Source organism: Psychrobacter sp. 4Bb (genome assembly GCF_002836735.1).
GTDB lineage: Bacteria > Pseudomonadota > Gammaproteobacteria > Pseudomonadales > Moraxellaceae > Psychrobacter.
In genome coordinates this window covers 182,113-199,264 of the sequence record NZ_PJAS01000052.1, presented here as the reverse complement: position 1 = coordinate 199,264, position 17,152 = coordinate 182,113, and the positions used below count along the sequence as shown (strand labels likewise).

Genomic DNA, 17,152 nt, shown 5'->3' with positions numbered 1-17,152 from the left:
TTGTATTGCACAAGGATAAATGAGTGGTTCCAAATATCCTGTGAGATTAAATATAGGACTTTTCAATTCAGCTGTCTGTATATGCTATGTTTATAGTGTTACTTAATTATAGTGGGCGTTTACTAAGTGTTATCTACAGGGCTACTGCAGTAGTGACACGTAAATTGCGTCTACTATGCGTGATAATACTTCCTTCTATAAACTTATTTTTTATATGAATATTAAAAAAATATATTATTTATCCAAAAATACTTATGTAAATAAGAAAGCAGAGACTCAAAAATAGAGTAGCTGCTTTTTTATTATCCTTGAAATTGATTGAAAGTTATTTCGTCGAATATTTATTCAAATACTGATGATAGCGTTTGGTGAGTTTCTTTATTCGTATACGATCAGAAATCAATGAGAAAATTGGCGACGCATTTGGTTTGGGTGATTTTCCTTGCCCCATGCGCTGTAATTGTCGCTTGATGACCGCCATTGTAGCAACTGCACTTAAGGTTTTATCTTTCCAGCGTACCACAGGATTGTGAGCACTAAGCGTACTATCATTTTCCCAGTCATTCGGTAGAGCAGGGTTCATGGCTAATGCGGTTCCCATACCAACCACGTCAATCCCTTGCGCCAGTACATCTTCTGCGACAGCCAATCGCCTAACGCCACCTGTCGTCATGATAGGCATTGTAGCAACTTGAGCAATCTCTTTTGCGAAATCTAAAAAGTAAGCTTCTCGTTGCAACGTGCGACCATCTGCTGTGCTGCCTTGCATGGCTGGGCTTTCGTAGCTGCCACCTGATAGTTCAACCAAATCTACGGCCAATTCATTCATCGCTGAAATAACCACTTTGGCATCATCTGCATCAAATCCTCCGCGCTGGAAATCGGCTGAGTTTATCTTCACAGCGACTGCAAAGGTAGGCGCAACTTGAGCACGAACGGCTTTGATTACTTCGATCAATAGTCGCATACGATTCTTAATCGAACCGCCGTATTTATCTTTACGTTTATTGGTAAGCGGTGATAAAAATTGAGAAATTAGATAGCCGTGGGCGGCATGAATTTGCACACCATCGAAGCCAGCTTGTTCTGCTTTTAGTGCACTATCGGCGAACCGCTGTATCAGTTGCTCGATATCTTGCTGCGTCATCGCACGCGGTTTGCTAAATAGATGGGAATGCTTGCCCAAGTCAATTGCCACGTCAGAAGGTGATAGCACATCACCGCCCATGGCAGCATATACTTGACGGCCAGGATGGTTGAGCTGCATCCACACTTGCGTATTGTTGTGCTTGACAGTATTTGCCCACGCTCTAAAAGGTGCTATCTCACTGTGTTTGTCTAATACGACACCGCCAGGACCAGTCATAGCGCGGCCATCGACCATCACGTTTCCCGTGATTAACAGACCTGTCCCGCCTTCGGCCCAGTTTTTATATAGACGGAGCAGAGTAGGGCCAGGGACTTGACCGATATCAGCCATGTTTTCTTCCATGGCAGCTTTCGCTAAGCGGTTGGGTAACGTAGCGCCACAAGGCAGCACTAAAGAGAAGAATACAGGTGATGTCATGATAGTGGCCTAGAAATGGTTGTTTTGTGAAGCATGAGTTCTACTATGGGTTTGGCTATAGACATATGGTTTAAATGACTATAACCTTATAGCTGAGATATTCGCTGTCGGTAATTGACCATTATCATCACATTTTTTTGGCACAATAGCACCTAAGGTAAATTACTGGTGTGTCGATATAATTATCTATTGAATAGGAAGACCTCTGCATTGAATGTACTAACGCAGGATCTGACAGTCCCAGTAGAATCTAAACGTGAGCTGGCGAAAGCCAAGACTCGGCGTGCGTTATTAAAAAGTGCCTTGCGGTTGTATAGTTTGGAAGGTGCTCAGGGCATGAGCATGAATAAAATTGCCAAAGGTGCAGGTATTGCACAGCCCAGTTTTTACAATCATTTTGAGAGCCTAGAGGCGCTGCAAAACGAGCTTAGTACCCAACTAAAAGACAATTATCTATCACCGATGCGACTGGCATGGGTCAATATGCTCAAAGATTACGATGTGTTGAGTAAAGATCAATTTAATCAGCAATGTCGACAATGCCTGATTATGATTTTCGATTCTGCATTTGAGAATATCGCACTGTTTCAGCACTTGCTCGAAGATCGTCCGCGATTTAGCGCCACTATAGAAAACCAGTCTTCACTAAGTAATGGTCTAGGAAATCTAGTCAGCGAAATACAAGAAGAGTGGACAGAGATATTTATTCAGGGATTGCAGTTATCTAATCGTACTTGCGAGCGCAGTGCTGTCAATCTATGCGTCGATATGGCGGCGGCACAAGTACACGAGTTGATATTAGGCTGTCATCAGCAGCGTTACTCAAGGCAACAAGCGATTGCCACGTTGAGTATCAGCTTTGATGCACTGTTCGCCAATTTTTTGCACGGAAGCAATACTAGTCAGTAGTGATAATAAGCAAAAATTATTGTCATGAAATCTAGAACAAAAAACACAACAGGGAGAGTGACTATGGCCACAACCACGGCTGCACCAACGTTAGGCGAAGCGCAAACGCATTTCAGAACTTGTACATTGTGCGAGGCAATGTGCGGCGTCGAAATCAAACATGATGGCGAAAAAGTCTTGTCGATTAAAGGGGACAAAAACGATCCCTTTTCGCAAGGCTATATTTGTCCGAAAGCCACTGCTTTACAAGATTTGCATGAAGATCCTGACCGTTTGCGTCAGCCGGTAGAGAGAACGGTAGACGGTTGGAAATCTATTAGTTGGCCAGAAGCGTTGGATAAAGTTGCTGCAGGTATTCAATCCATACAGCAAAAGTATGGTCAAAATGCGTTGGGTGTTTATTTGGGTAATCCTAACGTACATAACATGGGCGGTATGTTGACCATCAAACAACTGCTTACCAGCTTAAAGACGCGCAGTCGTTTTTCTGCCACTTCTATCGACCAGCTGCCACATCATATTATTAGCATGCATCTGTTTGGTCACATGCTGCGTATTCCAGTTCCTGATGTCAATAACACACAATACATGCTGATCATCGGTGGCAATCCGTTGGCTTCTAACGGCAGTATCATGACTGCGCCCAATATGCGTCAAAAACTAAAAGATATCAAAGCGCGTGATGGTAAGGTGGTAGTGGTTGATCCAAGACGTACCGAAACCGCAGACATCGCCAGCGAACACCACTTTATTCGTCCAGCGACGGACGTATTGCTGCTATTGGCCATGCTCAATGAAATCTATACGCAAGGCTATGCCAAGCTCGATACTAGAGTGGCGGCCTTGGCACCCGAGATCGATCGACTTGCTTTGTTTGCTGAACAATATACGCCTGAGTCAGTGGCAGATATCACGGGTATTACCGCAGCTGAAATCAAACGTATCGTTAAAGAGTTTTGTGAAGCAGAAAGCTCAGTTTGTTATGGTCGCATGGGCATCTCGGTGCAAGAGTTTGGTTTGCTCAGCCAATATTTATCTATGGTCATCAATATTGTCACGGGTCGTTTAGATGAGGTGGGTGGACTCATGTTCCCAAATCCTGCCGTCGATGTTGTGAACAGCTCAGGCCCAGGCTATCTGGGTAAACGTCATAGCCGCGTCAGCAACTTGCCAGATTTTAATGGTGAGTATCCAGTGGTTGCGATGGCAGATGAGATGTTGGTAGAAGGGGAAGGCCAGTTAAAGGGATTCGTTACGGTCGCTGGTAATCCTGTTTTGAGTACCCCAAATGGTGAAAAGTTGGATGAAGCACTATCTCAGTTAGAGTTTATGGTCTCGCTTGATTATTTTGTGACTGAGACCAGTCGCCATGCCAGTATTATTCTGCCGCCTGTATCGCCATTAGAGCGCGACCATTATGACATCACCTTTAATGGCTTTGCCGTGCACAATGTCGCCAAATATTCGCCTGCCTTGTTTGATAAAACCGACGATACCAAGCATGACTGGGAGATTTATTTAGGATTGGCAGAGCGCTTAGACAAAGATGCGCCAGAAGCAACGCAAAAAGAACGTGCCGCGACAAAAGCCTTTGGTCCTAAGTTCTTGTTAGAGCAAGGTCTAAAGTATGGACCTCATAAAGACGTGACATTTGAAGCACTGGTCGAAAACCCACATGGTATTGATTTAGGTCCGTTGCATCGGATGTTGCCAGAGGCTATTAAACACGCTGATAAACAAATTCATCTTCATGTCGATTTTTATCAGTCAGATTTAGCCCGTGTTAAAGAGATGGTGCAACAGTACAACAGTAATGAGATTGTGCTAATCGGTCGTCGTCATGTACGTAGTAACAATTCATGGTTGCACAATAGCCATCGATTGGTAAAAGGTAAATCTCGCTGTACATTGATGTTGCATCCGCAAACGGCAGCGCAACATGGCATTGCAGACGGCCAAGATGTCAGAGTAACTTCTCGAGTGAGTAGTGTGGTCATTGCAGCAGAAGTGACGGATGAGCTGATGCCAGGAGTGGTCAGCATCCCGCATGGCTTTGGTCACGGCCGCAAAGGGGTTAAGCAAAAGATCGCGCAAGCGCACGCAGGTGTCAGTGTTAATGATTTGACTGACGAAACCTTAATCGATCAGTTGAGTGGTAATGCCGCAGTCAATGGTGTGCCTGTACAATTAGAAGCATTGGATATGGATGCAGATAGTTTATCTACTGCTACAGAGACTGTAGCAGAAGGCGCATTAGCATAAAGTTAGTCGCAAGTTCATAGACAAACAAAAAAGGCGTTCACGTAAAGTGAGCGCCTTTTTTGTTTGTAAATTGAATATATCGCTTATCTTATTAAGCATTTATACCAATAAAGTCAAAATCAACGCTAGGGGTTTCGCCTTGGATTAGCAAACTAAGGGCTTTTGCAGAGCCGCAAGAGTGCGTCCATCCCAAAGTACCATGCCCTGTATTGAGCCATAAATTATCAAAAGTGGCTGAAGCGTTATGACTGCCATGTTTGACTTGACCGCAGTGCGCGCGACCAATAAGGGGCACGTTCGATGGGGTCATCGGACGCAGTCCTGTCCAATATTGCACAGAGTTTGCGATGATGCCTTTTGGAAATAATTGCTGCACACGCCGAGTGATGGCTTTACAGCGCGTGGCATTTAAGTCTAGGTTGTAGCCATTAAATTCAGCCGTACCAGCAACACGTAATTTGTCACCCAGTCGTGAGGTAACCAGTTTGAATTCATCATCAATCAAACTGACAAAAGGCGCTAAGTGGGGCGCACGTGGATTCACCGTATAAGTAGCCGAATAACCTTTTGCTGGAAATATTGGCGCGTGTATTCCCAAAGGATTTAGCAGAGGTACGCTATAGCTGCCAAGCGCGACCACATGACTATCAGCTGTGAAGGTCTGCGCGTTTTCGCCTTTTGGATGGATAGTAATACTGTGTACATGCGGACGGGCAGAGTCGGTATCGGTATTGAGTGCCAAAATCTCGGTATCATATAAAAACTGTACGCCAGCGTCGATGCAGCGCTGTGCTAGGCGCTGGGTAAATAGGTGCGCATTGCCGGACTCATCACGACTGGTATAGGTCGCCCCAGTGAGCTTATGCGCAATTGGGTAGAGCGCTGGCTCTAAATTGACAGCATTATTAATATCAATCACATGGCGCTCACAACCAAGCGCTTGCATGCGTTCAGTTGGTTCGATAGCCGCATCAAACTCTGCCTGATTGGTATAAAAATGCATGATACCGCGTGTTTGCTGTTCATAGTCGATGCCAATATCCGCGCGCAGCTGTTGTAAGGTATCTCTTGAATATAGACCTAAGCGCACCATTTGCACCAGATTGGCATCGGCTCTATCGGCGCGGCACTCTTGCAGAAACTGCATGGCCCATTTGAGCTGCGCTTTATCCGCACGCAAGCGATACAGTAGCGGAGCATCCTCTTTAAATAACCACTTGAGCGCTTTCATCGGGGTCGCAGGGTTGGCCCAAGGCGTGGCATGTGAGACCGATATTTGACCGCCGTTGGCAAATGACGTCTGCATACCTGCCGCTGACTCGCGCTCAATCACGGTCACATCATAGCCTGCCTGACGTAGATACCATGCGGTGGTCACGCCCACCACGCCTGCTCCGAGTACCGCAATATGTGTCATAGGATTCTCTATGCTCATGTTAGTCATGACGGTAACTCTTTATTGAACGACCGTCACCTTTGCTGTGTCGCTTGCCTGATTCGATGTGCTTTTATTTTGGGCGTGCGACATCTACTTGTAGTGCAGCTGGCAAGTCCAATATGCTCAAATCGCTTTCTGCCAATTGTTCAGGGCGTGCCACGACCAAAGCGGTAAAGCCATCGTCATTTTTCATCGCATTTACCACTTGGATTTTATCGAGCTTGTCACCTGCGTTTGGTGTCTCACCAGTGCCTTGTACATAATGCAAAAATGCTTTGGGTGCAGATTTAAAGTAGATACGAGCGATGACTTCTTGGCCTAAGTAGCAGCCTTTATCATAGTCCATGCCGCCGCGCTGATGTAGACGCAGCTCTTGCGGTTGAAACTCACCTTGAGTCGCGGCCACAATCCAATAATTACCAGTAGCTAAGCTGCATGCCATCCAAGCCTGCGTATCCTCAGCAGTATTATGGTCGTCTTTATGGCTAAAAGTAGGCTCATTTGATAGCACGCAAGGATAAACCGCTGCTGGTGCACTGGTCTCAAATTTAGAAAATGCCCCGTACTTATTAAGATGCGCCTGCAAAGACTCAGCACAATCGCTACTGATGACCACATCATAATGTTTCTCTGCTTGTTTTTTGATCCAGATACCAAACTCAATACGACCTTTTAGGTTACCGATGGCGGCTGCCTGATAGCTAAGCCCGAGCTTGGTAACGTCACAAGTTAATTGCCCTTGCAAGAACTTTTCGGCGTCCTCGCCTTGGATAGTTAATTGCGAAAACTGCGGTACAGCTGCTAGATTTGAAGACTGAGTCATTGTTATTATCCTTCTGATGAGAGCTTACTTAGTAATAATATAGTGGGTAAATCGAAGTGATAAAAAATTATATGGGCGCTTTTATCATTGACAGTATCTGTGCACATAAATTTAAATGAGGCTAAGAAGAGTACCACAAAAAACCCTGTCATAAAAAACGTCATCAATAAGCGATGAGTTAAGTGTTAAATTGGGCATAGCGTTTGATTTTCAAGCGTACAAATTGGTTAAAGATGGTGAGTTACGGTACAATATCAGCTCTATAATTAACCTAATGTACGATGGCTGCCGAGGAAATAATGAGCTTACCAAATTGCCCTAAATGTGATGCTGAATATACGTACGAAGATGGTGCGTTACTGGTATGTCCTATGTGTGCTCATGAATGGACGGCGGCTGAAACTGATGCAGCGCAAGCTGAAGACCAAGACGCAGTTATTCGTGATGCTGTCGGCAATGAGCTACAGGACGGTGATGCGGTGACGGTCATTAAAGATCTAAAAGTCAAAGGCTCTTCAATTGTGATTAAAGTAGGGACGAAAGCGAAAAGTATTCGCCTGTTGCCAGATGCTACTGACGGTCATGATATCGACTGCAAACTTGATGGCTACGGACCAATGAAGCTGAAGTCTTCTGTGGTCAAAAAAGCTTAAATTGTAAAAACTTCTTGAAAGATTCAATAATAAACAAATATAAAATAGACGCTCAATCACAAAACATTGTCGTTATAAATGTCGCTATAAGTAGAGAATAATTATGAGTACTAAAAACGAACAGCTCTTTGCACAAGCACGTAAACATATTCCAGGTGGTGTTAACTCGCCAGTTCGCGCCTTTGCAGGGGTTGGTGGTACGCCAATCTTTATGCACCGTGCCAATGGTAGCAAAATTTACGATACCGAAGACAACGCCTATATCGATTATGTTGGCTCGTGGGGACCAATGATTTTGGGTCATGCGCACCCAAAAGTCATCGATGCGGTGAAAAAAGCGGCCGATGACGGTTTGAGCTTTGGTACACCAACGCCGTTTGAAACCACCGTTGCTGACAAGATTTGTGACATCGTACCTAGTGTTGAAATGATTCGTATGACCAGCTCTGGTACCGAAGCGACTATGAGTGCGATCCGTCTAGCACGTGGTTATACTCAGCGTGACAAAATCGTTAAGTTTGAAGGTTGCTACCATGGGCATTCAGACAGCCTGCTAGTAAAAGCAGGCTCTGGCATGCTTGATATTGGTGAGCCAACGTCAAAAGGCGTGCCTGCAGACTTTGCCAAGCATACGATCACGATTCCTTATAATGATCCGCAAGCGATTAAAGATTGTTTTGAGAAATGGGGTGAAGAAATTGCCTGCGTTATCTTAGAGCCTATCGCTGGCAACATGAATATGGTTATTCCAACACAAGAGTTTCATGATACGTTGCGCGCAGAATGTACGGCTAATGGCGCGGTATTAATTTTTGATGAAGTGATGACTGGCTTCCGCGTTGGTCTTGGCGGTGCGCAAACCCATTTCGGTATTGACCCAGACTTGACCTGTTTCGGTAAAATCATCGGTGCTGGCTTACCCGTTGGTGCTTTCGGTGGTAAAAAAGAAGTCATGTCTTGCATCGCGCCACTTGGCGGCGTCTATCAAGCTGGCACGTTATCAGGTAACCCACTAGCGATGCGCGCTGGTATCGCTATGTTTGAGGACTTAACCGCAGAAGGTTTTTACGACGAGTTAGCAGCGAAAGTTGATCGCCTAGTAGACGGTTTCCAAGCAGCAGCTGACAAACATGGTATTCATTTACGTACCAATAAGCTGGGCGGCATGTTTGGTATGTTCTTTGTTAAAGACAGTGCAACCGAAACACCAGAGAACTTCGATGACGTGACAGAGTGCGATATGGACGTATTCAATACTTTCTTCCACGGTATGCTAGATCGCGGTATTTACTTGGCACCGTCTGCTTATGAAGCAGGCTTTATGTCAATCAAGCATAGCGATGAAGATATTGATGTGTCAATCAAAGCGGCTGATGAGATATTTGCAGAAATGGCAAAAGCATAGTTTAGCCATGTAAGTTATTAGCTAACTAAAAAGTTAAAGCTTAAAAAACCAGCAAGGTCATCCCGTGATCTCTGCTGGTTTTTTTGTTTATCGATATCTTATTTATAATCATGTTAGGAAGAATATAAAGTTTGTCATTTAATTTATACGACGACTAAACGTTATCGTACTTTATCAAACTTGCGATCTCTCAAGCTCAGATTGCCTCGTAGCACATCGCTATACATACGAAAATCGCTGACAAAGCTTTTCAATGGAAATTTAAAAGAAGCGGGTTTGTTCTTTTCAAAGAAAAAGTGTCCAACCCATGCACAGGCATATCCAGCAGCGATGCCCTTTACCAAAGGTTTGGCTGAGCCAGTTTTGACAGACTTTGCCAGTCCTAATAAGCCAAAGCTACTGCCTGCGAAATGTAGACGGCGACAGGCCATGTTTTGATGCTCATCTAAGTAAAAATCATAAAATGCCTGTTTGGGCGAATTTTCAGTTTTTACCATGTCTTTTTTAGTGCTACTGATAGGGGTCTCAGTATTTTGGGTAGCGTCTTTTGTAGTGGTCTGATTCATGTGACTAGCTTCCTTGCTGGTGAGGTTGATAACTATTAATTGCAGATGATTTCTAACCGATTAGTTGGTGGCTTGTGAAGTAAATTATACGGATAAAAATTCTGTAAATAACGGTTTTTTATCATGATATTGATGGCTTTCAATGTAGCAAACCGATATGAGTAACACAAGCGCTAGATGCTGAGCCGATACCTGTCAACTTATAGGATGGTCGTCGATGTTCCCGCTACAGTTTTGCATCGCTTGCGAGTGTTTGGCATAAATGCTTTAATGACAAAATTGCCCTGATTTTTGTGGTTATGATTTTTTTCTATACATGTGATTTTATAACTATATAGCACGTGATTTTGGTAAACTATCCACTCTCTCTAACACGGTGACGACTTGTCCTATGCCTATTGACTACCTTACGAATCCGCCAATTGGCGATGATGAAATGATGGCAGCCATCGATATTGGTTCCAACAGTTTCCATTTAGCTATTGCTCGTCTTGACCATGGGGAAGTGCGAAAAGTAGTCTCGATGTCTGAAAAGGTACAGCTCGCCGCCGGTTTGGACGAAAATAATATTCTAAGCGCAGCCGCTGAGCAGCGCGGTCTTGATTGTTTAAGCCGCTTTGTGGCGCGCTTGGATTCAGTACCGCCAGAGCGGATTCGTGTGGTCGCGACCAATGCGCTGCGTCAAGCCAAAAACGCCAACGACTTTATTTCCCGTGCCAATAAAATTCTGCCGAAACCTATTGAGATTATCGCGGGCCGTGAAGAAGCGCGATTAATTTATTTGGGCGTCTCGCATACCAACGAGAGTAGTGATAAGCGCTTGGTTATGGATATTGGCGGCGGTTCGACAGAGTTCATTATTGGTCAAAATTTCGATCCATTATTGACTGAAAGTTTACAAATGGGCTGTGTTTCTTTTACCCAAAAATTCTTCGCGGACGGTCTGACCACAAAAGAAGCTTTTAATAGTGCGATTTCAGGTGCACGTAAAGAAGTCTTAGCGATTAATGGTCGCTACCAAAAGACAGGCTGGAGCAGTGTGGTTGGCTCAAGCGGTACAATCAAAGCGGTACGCAATGTTCTAGTGTCCAAAGGTTGGGCCGATGAGCAAGAGCGCATCACTTATAAAGGTGTTAAAAAATTAGAGAAATTGCTGATCAAGATTGGCAATATCGATGATATTGAGTTAGAAGGTGTCAAAGAACATCGTAAAGCCGTATTTCCTGCTGGCGTGGCAGTACTGCGTGCAGTAATGAAAGTGCTGGGTGTTGAGACCATTACCTACTCAGATGGTGCGTTACGTGAAGGTGTTATGTACGATATGCTCGGACGCTTTGCTAGCGAAGATGTGCGTGACCGCAGTGTATTGGCATTAATCAAGCGTTATTCAGGGGACAAAAAGCAAGCCAAGCAAGTGGTAAAAACCAGCCGTCATTTATTTGAACAAGTAAAAGATAAGCTTGCGCTGTCCAATGATGATTGCGACTTGCTCAGACGTGCTGCTTTCTTACATGAGATAGGACTGGCAATCAGTCACAGTAGCTATCACAAGCACAGCGCGTATTTGCTTGAATACTCTGATATTCCAGGGTTTTCGCAAGTCGATCAAAAACGCATGGCGCAGCTGATGCTTAACCATCGCCGCAAGCTCAAAGCCGATATGCTAGAGCAGACTTGTCAGATTGGTGGGGATCAGTTGGTTTACCTTTGCTTACTGTTGCGCCTCGCCGTACTGGCACATCATAGCCGCAGTGATTACGCGCTACCAGAGTTAGAACTAAAGGTAGTCGCTGAAAACAGTTGGCAAATCACCTTAGCGGATAGCAGTGAGCATTATGCTTTCTTGCTCGCAGATTTGCGTACTGAGATTGACCAGTTTGCCAAATGGGGCGTACAGCTTAGTGTGATTGAAGCTCAAGAGGCCGAGACTCCAGAGGTTGAGCAGTTACCATTGTAAGTATTGAGTTAAAGATTAACGTAACAAAAGCGGCGTTGTCGATAATGTCATGCTATTTAAGATGTGCTACTATAGCTCCTATTGAGTTTACAACTGTACTTTCATTATCTGAATACGGATAACGATATTATTCTTAAACATAAATACATTAAGTATAATTATTAAAGGGAAGCGTCTATGAGCACTGTCTGGGATAGTGTGCAGCTTGCACGACACGCCAAGCGTCCATTATTTATGGACTATGTTAATCAGCTTTTTACCGAATTTGACGAGTTGCATGGCGACCGTGCTTTTGCCGATGACAAAGCCATTTTGGGTGGTCTTGCACGTTTTGATGGTCAGCCTGTGATGGTGATTGGTCAGCATCGTGGTCGTAGCACCCGTGAGCGTATTGCTCATAACTTTGGTATGGCCAATCCTGAAGGCTATCGCAAAGTGATTCGTTTGGTCAAAATGGCCGAGCGCTTTAACATTCCTGTGATGACCTTTGTCGATACCCAAGGCGCATATCCTGGTATCGGTGCAGAAGAGCGCGGACAAGCACAAGCGATTGCAGAAAGCATCGCTGTGTTCTCTAGTCTGAAAGTGCCTGTGATTGTGACTATCATTGGTGAAGGTGGCTCAGGCGGAGCATTAGCGATTGGCGTTGGTGACAAAGTAAACATGCTACAAAACAGTATTTACTCAGTGATTTCGCCAGAAGGCTGTGCTTCTATCCTTTGGAAAACCGCTGAAAAAGCACAAGATGCTAGTGAAGCATTAAAATTAAACGCCATTAACCTCTATCAAATGGGTTTGATTGACGCTGTTATCGAAGAGGGCGAGGGCGCACATGTACAGCCACAACCTGTGATGAATGCCTTAAAAGCATTAATCACTGAACAGCTCGATGAAATTAAAGACTTAGATCCTCAAGAGCGTTGTGAGCTACGTTATGAAAAGCTAAAGTCTTTCAATTCAGAAGTGATGTTGCCTGCCTAGTTGGCTAATACTGTACCAACCTAATATTAAACGTCACAAATGCGTGGCTTTTAATATTAGAGTCTGAGTCTTAGTGCTAAAATAAAAACGTGTCATTTAATGGCGCGTTTTTTTTTGGCTGTTACTATTACTGTTGCTATGTACAGCACCTAACATAAAGCACCTAACGTAACTAAAAATAAGGCTGAATATGACCAGCAGCGCAATCATCTCGCATCCCGTTAAACCAATTGCTGATTTGCCAGTTGATAAGACACTAGAAACCGCCTTATTGAACAGTATGTCTGAGTATAGTGATCAGTTGCATGGTCGTCGTCTTTGGCTGGCATGTAGTGGTGGGCGTGATTCATTGGCACTTGCGGCGCTGTGTGTGCAGCTCTATCGACAAGGTAGATTGCCATGTCTGCCGCAGCTGTTACATGTCGATCATGGATTACAAGCAGACAGTAGCGCTTGGGCAGCCCATGTCGCTGATTGGGCAGAGGCTCAAAAAATACCGTGTTATATATTACGTGCGCAAGTAAACGGTCATGATGAACAGGCAGCACGGCAAGCTCGCTATGAGGTAATGCGCGCACATATCAATCAAGGTGATGTTTTGCTATTGGGCCATCATGCTGACGACCAAGCTGAAACCGTATTGATGCGGCTTATTCAAGGCGCTGGAGTCAATGGTCTCTCTGGTATGCAGCCATGGCGAGTGCAAACACAGGGCGTACAGTACAATATCCTGTGGCGACCTTGGCTCACGATACGACGAGCCACTATTAGCGCCTACGCCAAGCGCTTAGAGCTGCCTTATATAGATGATCCTACCAATGACAGCGGCGACAACGTACGTAGTGGGCTACGCTGCGATATCATGCCAATACTGGCTACATACAATCCTAATGTTATTGATAATATTGCTCGCAGCGCTCAGCTGTTAAGTGATGCACAGGAAACAGTCAATGCTCAAGCTATGCAGGATATGCAGCAGACAGAAAATATAGACCTGCAACTTTTACCCGCACAGCGCGTGCTAAATATCAATGCGTTGCAACAGCTACCCATGTATCGTCAGCGGCAACTATTGCACTATTGGTTGGGTCAAGATGAGCCGTTACCACCTGCTAAGCAACTCGTCGATGATGTGCTAACTCTCAGCCAACGTGACGACCAAGATCATCAGACAGAACTGTTTTGGCAAGGTCGTAAGGCATCTTATACCATTCGCCGCTATCGTCAGCAGCTCTATCGTATGAGTAGCGGGTGGCTATCTTGGCTAAATGTACCGCTGACCGAGCAAATGCTGACTTTATCTAATAATTTATTTAGTCATTCAGCTAATAATTTAACATCACTCACCATACGTAGCAGTGATCGTTATATTTGGCAGTTGCAAGTGAAAACAGATTCGCTGGTACGATTGTTAAATAATAGTGTGGACGGTGTAGCACAACAGATAGTGTTAAAAATAGTGCCATTAAACCGTGAGCAACGGTTAAAGACCGAGATGGCTGCGCGCCCACAAGCAGGCAAAAAGCTGTATCAAACCCTTGGGATTCCATTATGGCTACGAGGAAGCTTAATAGTAGTCAGCAATACCCTTACAAAAAAATCTGAAGATGGAAGCGACATACAAACTGATATTCCTCTGTTACTAGCATCACCATTTGAGAGTTGGCTCTTGAGTTCTGAGCAGAGGGGTAACGATACCGATAGCGATGCTAAAAGCAATCAATTGGCTGAGTACATTGCAAGTGAGCTTAGTCTAAAATAGAAAGCGTTAAAAGTTTAATATCCGTTGGCTGACTCATTGATTTTTATCAGGTTGATGTCAGGCGTGACATTTTGAATTTATCAAACGGTAATAGTGGCAGTATGATAAACTGAGTGTCGTTTTACATATCAGTATGTTAAGTTGAATACCTTTGAATTTTGTGACTAGGAGACAAGTATGTCGGTATTAGATAATAAAAAAATCAGTTTTATTGGTGGCGGAAACATGGCACAAGCGCTCATTAGCGGGCTTGTGGGTTGCGGCATCAAACCAAATCTAATCACGGTCGCCGATCCTAGCAGCGATGCACGTGAGCAATTAGCCGCCAAAGGTCTAAATACTGTTGATCCAATGGCTGATCCAAAGTCTGCTGTGATCGGTGCGGATATCGTGGTGCTAGCAGTCAAACCACAAATGATGAAAGTAGTGGTAAGTGCTTTTGCTGATGTGCTAGACAATCAATTGGTCATTTCAGTGGCGGCAGGCTTGTCGACTGATCTTTTATCAAACATGTTGGGCGGCTATAGCAATATCGTCCGTGCAATGCCAAACACGCCTTCTATGATTCAGATGGGCGCGACTGGCCTCTACGGTACAGACAATATCTCAGCGGAACAGAAGCAGCTAGCAACAGCCGTTATGGAAGCATCAGGTTTGGTCATGTGGGTCGATGACGAAGAGCATATGCATGCCGTTACAGCCGTATCAGGTTCAGCGCCAGCGTATATGTTTTACTTCATTGAATCGATGGTCGATGGGGCAGTTGCATTAGGACTAGATAAAGAACAAGCCTCAGCGCTTGCTATGCAGACCATGTTAGGTGCTGCAAAAATGGCGATGAATAGTGATGATGCACCAGCTGAGTTACGCCGTAAAGTCACTTCACCGAACGGTACTACTCAAGCAGCGGTTGAGTCAATGCAAGCCAATGAGATTGGTCGTCAAATCGGCGAGGCCATGCAAGCTTGCTATGGTCGTAGCCAAGCGTTAAGTGAAGAAATGAGCAAGTAAACACTGACAAGGTGTGTTGTGAGTCACCACTGACGACACACCTTATGTAATCATCAGCATCTGATAATGACATTTGTCATCCTAGAATCTGTTAATAATGTCACATTGAGTAGCACTTCATGAACAACATGTTATTTCAAATTTTTGATTTGGTCACCACATTCGCTATGATGCTGGTGTTTATTCGTTTTATGTTGCAGTTTGCAGGAATGGATGCGAGCAATCCGATGATTGCACCTGCTTATAAAGCAACGCATATCGTCGATGTATTTGGGCGCATTTTCCCGACTGTCGCACAGGGTCGTATTAGCATTGCCGCTATCGTGTTGATGTTTTTGATTCGTCTAATCGATATCTCTGGAAAGGCCGCATTAACGCATAAAGGTATTGCCCCTGTACCGCTATTCTTTACGGGTACGACTAGCTTATTATTAGACTTTTTACGCATGTGCCGCTACTTGGTGATTGGTTCTATCATCGTTAGCTGGATTGTGGTGTTTACCAGATCTGAGCATCCGATTATTAGCATTATCATTAATTTGGCTGAGCCTATTTTGGCCCCGTTTCGTCGTATCACGCCGAATTTAGGTATGCTCGATTTATCGCCAATGGTTGCTTTCTTAGCATTTTATTTGCTGGAGATATTCATCGGTGGTTTGGCCGCGAGTGTGTTGCCAACCTTGGGTTAAACCTAATTAAATGTAAAAACTGTCATAAAAAAGGCGTTCTATAAAAATATAGAGCGCCTTTTTTGCGTCTGCTACTTGGGTAAGCTATGGCTTGTTAGATATGCTAAAAACGAACAAAGCGATTTGGTATGAGCTGAGCTTGAGTATCATCAGGATGCGGTGCATCAGCTGCCCGCAATGTTTGGGTAATCCAACTGTCAGCCGCTTTTACCGCATCGATAAGAGCATCGCCCATTGCCAAGCGTCCAGCGATAAAGCTGGCAAGTGAACATCCTGAGCCATGGAACTCACCGTCTAAGCGCGGCAAGGTGCTTTTATGGACCATTTCGCCCTGTATATATAAGTACTGCTCTATATCACCACTATCAAAATCATGTGAGGTCTTTACTAATACCGCATGAGCGCCTTGAGCACATAGCTTTTTCGCACCAATATGCAAGTCTTGCTCACCGCTAAGCGCTCGTAGTTCATGAGTATTTGGAGTGATTAAATTGGCGTAGGGCAGCAGTTGTCTAAAGGCGCTAACCAGTGTTTTCTCATCGCCCAAGCTGCCACCGCTATTTGCAACTAGTACAGGGTCTAAGACAAATGGCGTGTTGTTATCGATAACTTGATCAGCAAATAGTTTGGTCAACATTGCGATATTATCAGTGGTACCGAGCATACCTGATTTGATAGCACTAACAGGCAAGTCATCAAGCACCGCAGTAGCTTGAGCTTTTACCAATGATGCCGCACAAGCCTCAAAGCCAAATACCTGCTGTGAGCTCTGGATAGTGACCGCTGTACACGCGATGGCTGCATGTGCCCCTGACTGTCCAATGGCCTCGATATCCGCTTGTAATCCAGCACCGCCTGAAGGGTCTAATCCTGAAAAACACAGTACGACAGGTCGCATAACAGCTCCTTTTGAGATATTTTGAAGTAAGTGATAAATACTATAGCCACCTACTACTAAAAAATCTATCATAGTCTTATGCTTATGGATGGGACATAAGACGGTAGAATGAGTAGACCTAATATTAATAAGCAGTTTAGTTGTTATATTTAGCGATGATATGCCGCAATTTTCCGTATAAAAATGCAATATAAGTACTTATATCTATAATTTTGATAAAAGCCGCATTAA

At 44.4% G+C, this 17,152-nt stretch carries 14 protein-coding genes; 9 read left to right on the top strand and 5 right to left on the bottom strand.

The features are described 5' to 3' along the window. Window positions 1–325: 325 nt before the first annotated feature. Window positions 326–1,567: an NADH:flavin oxidoreductase/NADH oxidase family protein gene (locus CXF60_RS04005; RefSeq protein ID WP_102090886.1), complete on the bottom strand. Its 1,242-nt coding sequence runs from the start codon at window positions 1,565–1,567 to the stop codon at window positions 326–328. A 210-nt stretch (window positions 1,568–1,777) separates the two neighbouring features. Between CXF60_RS04005 and CXF60_RS04000 the strand changes: the two genes are divergently transcribed. Both CXF60_RS04000 and CXF60_RS03995 read left to right on the top strand, forming a co-directional pair. Continuing rightward, window positions 1,778–2,476 (top strand): TetR/AcrR family transcriptional regulator, encoded by a 699-nt coding sequence (locus CXF60_RS04000; RefSeq protein ID WP_180958084.1) that lies wholly within the window; start codon window positions 1,778–1,780, stop codon window positions 2,474–2,476. Between the two features lie 63 nt (window positions 2,477–2,539). Further along, window positions 2,540–4,738 (top strand): molybdopterin oxidoreductase family protein, encoded by a 2,199-nt coding sequence (locus CXF60_RS03995; protein ID WP_102090884.1) that lies wholly within the window; start codon window positions 2,540–2,542, stop codon window positions 4,736–4,738. 91 nt (window positions 4,739–4,829) lie between these two features. Here the strand turns inward: CXF60_RS03995 and CXF60_RS03990 are convergent, their stop codons facing one another. Then, complete coding sequence (locus CXF60_RS03990) at window positions 4,830–6,155, bottom strand: D-amino acid dehydrogenase (protein WP_102090916.1); 1,326 nt, start codon at window positions 6,153–6,155, stop codon at window positions 4,830–4,832. A 91-nt stretch (window positions 6,156–6,246) separates the two neighbouring features. After that, a complete protein-coding gene (locus tag CXF60_RS03985) occupies window positions 6,247–6,999 on the bottom strand; it encodes a CAF17-like 4Fe-4S cluster assembly/insertion protein YgfZ (RefSeq protein WP_102090883.1) in 753 nt (250 codons plus the stop codon). A gap of 299 nt (window positions 7,000–7,298) precedes the next feature. Between CXF60_RS03985 and CXF60_RS03980 the strand changes: the two genes are divergently transcribed. Both CXF60_RS03980 and hemL read left to right on the top strand, forming a co-directional pair. Continuing rightward, window positions 7,299–7,652, top strand: coding sequence for a zinc ribbon domain-containing protein YjdM (locus tag CXF60_RS03980; protein ID WP_057758016.1), 354 nt, complete (start codon window positions 7,299–7,301; stop codon window positions 7,650–7,652). A 103-nt stretch (window positions 7,653–7,755) separates the two neighbouring features. Further along, window positions 7,756–9,057, top strand: a complete 1,302-nt coding sequence (hemL, locus tag CXF60_RS03975) for a glutamate-1-semialdehyde 2,1-aminomutase (protein WP_102090882.1) — start codon at window positions 7,756–7,758, stop codon at window positions 9,055–9,057. 161 nt (window positions 9,058–9,218) lie between these two features. Here hemL and CXF60_RS03970 read toward each other — a convergent pair whose 3' ends face one another. Beyond that, on the bottom strand, window positions 9,219–9,554 hold the full coding sequence (locus tag CXF60_RS03970; RefSeq protein ID WP_228707039.1) for an Mpo1-like protein: 336 nt from the start codon (window positions 9,552–9,554) through the stop codon (window positions 9,219–9,221). A gap of 460 nt (window positions 9,555–10,014) precedes the next feature. Between CXF60_RS03970 and ppx the strand changes: the two genes are divergently transcribed. The 5 genes from ppx (at window position 10,015) to CXF60_RS03945 (ending at window position 16,023) form a co-directional block, all read left to right on the top strand. Next, the gene (gene ppx / locus CXF60_RS03965) at window positions 10,015–11,580 is read left to right on the top strand and encodes an exopolyphosphatase (protein WP_102090880.1); all 1,566 of its coding nucleotides are present in this window, start codon (window positions 10,015–10,017) and stop codon (window positions 11,578–11,580) included. Between the two features lie 177 nt (window positions 11,581–11,757). After that, the gene (locus CXF60_RS03960; RefSeq protein ID WP_102078709.1) at window positions 11,758–12,561 is read left to right on the top strand and encodes an acetyl-CoA carboxylase carboxyltransferase subunit alpha; all 804 of its coding nucleotides are present in this window, start codon (window positions 11,758–11,760) and stop codon (window positions 12,559–12,561) included. A gap of 190 nt (window positions 12,562–12,751) precedes the next feature. Next, window positions 12,752–14,323, top strand: coding sequence for a tRNA lysidine(34) synthetase TilS (gene tilS / locus CXF60_RS03955; RefSeq protein ID WP_102090879.1), 1,572 nt, complete (start codon window positions 12,752–12,754; stop codon window positions 14,321–14,323). A 177-nt stretch (window positions 14,324–14,500) separates the two neighbouring features. Further along, complete coding sequence (gene proC, locus CXF60_RS03950) at window positions 14,501–15,334, top strand: pyrroline-5-carboxylate reductase (protein ID WP_102090878.1); 834 nt, start codon at window positions 14,501–14,503, stop codon at window positions 15,332–15,334. Between the two features lie 119 nt (window positions 15,335–15,453). Further along, window positions 15,454–16,023, top strand: a complete 570-nt coding sequence (locus CXF60_RS03945; RefSeq protein ID WP_102090877.1) for a YggT family protein — start codon at window positions 15,454–15,456, stop codon at window positions 16,021–16,023. A gap of 103 nt (window positions 16,024–16,126) precedes the next feature. Here the strand turns inward: CXF60_RS03945 and CXF60_RS03940 are convergent, their stop codons facing one another. Beyond that, window positions 16,127–16,921 (bottom strand): hydroxymethylpyrimidine/phosphomethylpyrimidine kinase, encoded by a 795-nt coding sequence (locus tag CXF60_RS03940; protein ID WP_102090876.1) that lies wholly within the window; start codon window positions 16,919–16,921, stop codon window positions 16,127–16,129. Window positions 16,922–17,152: the final 231 nt, after the last annotated feature.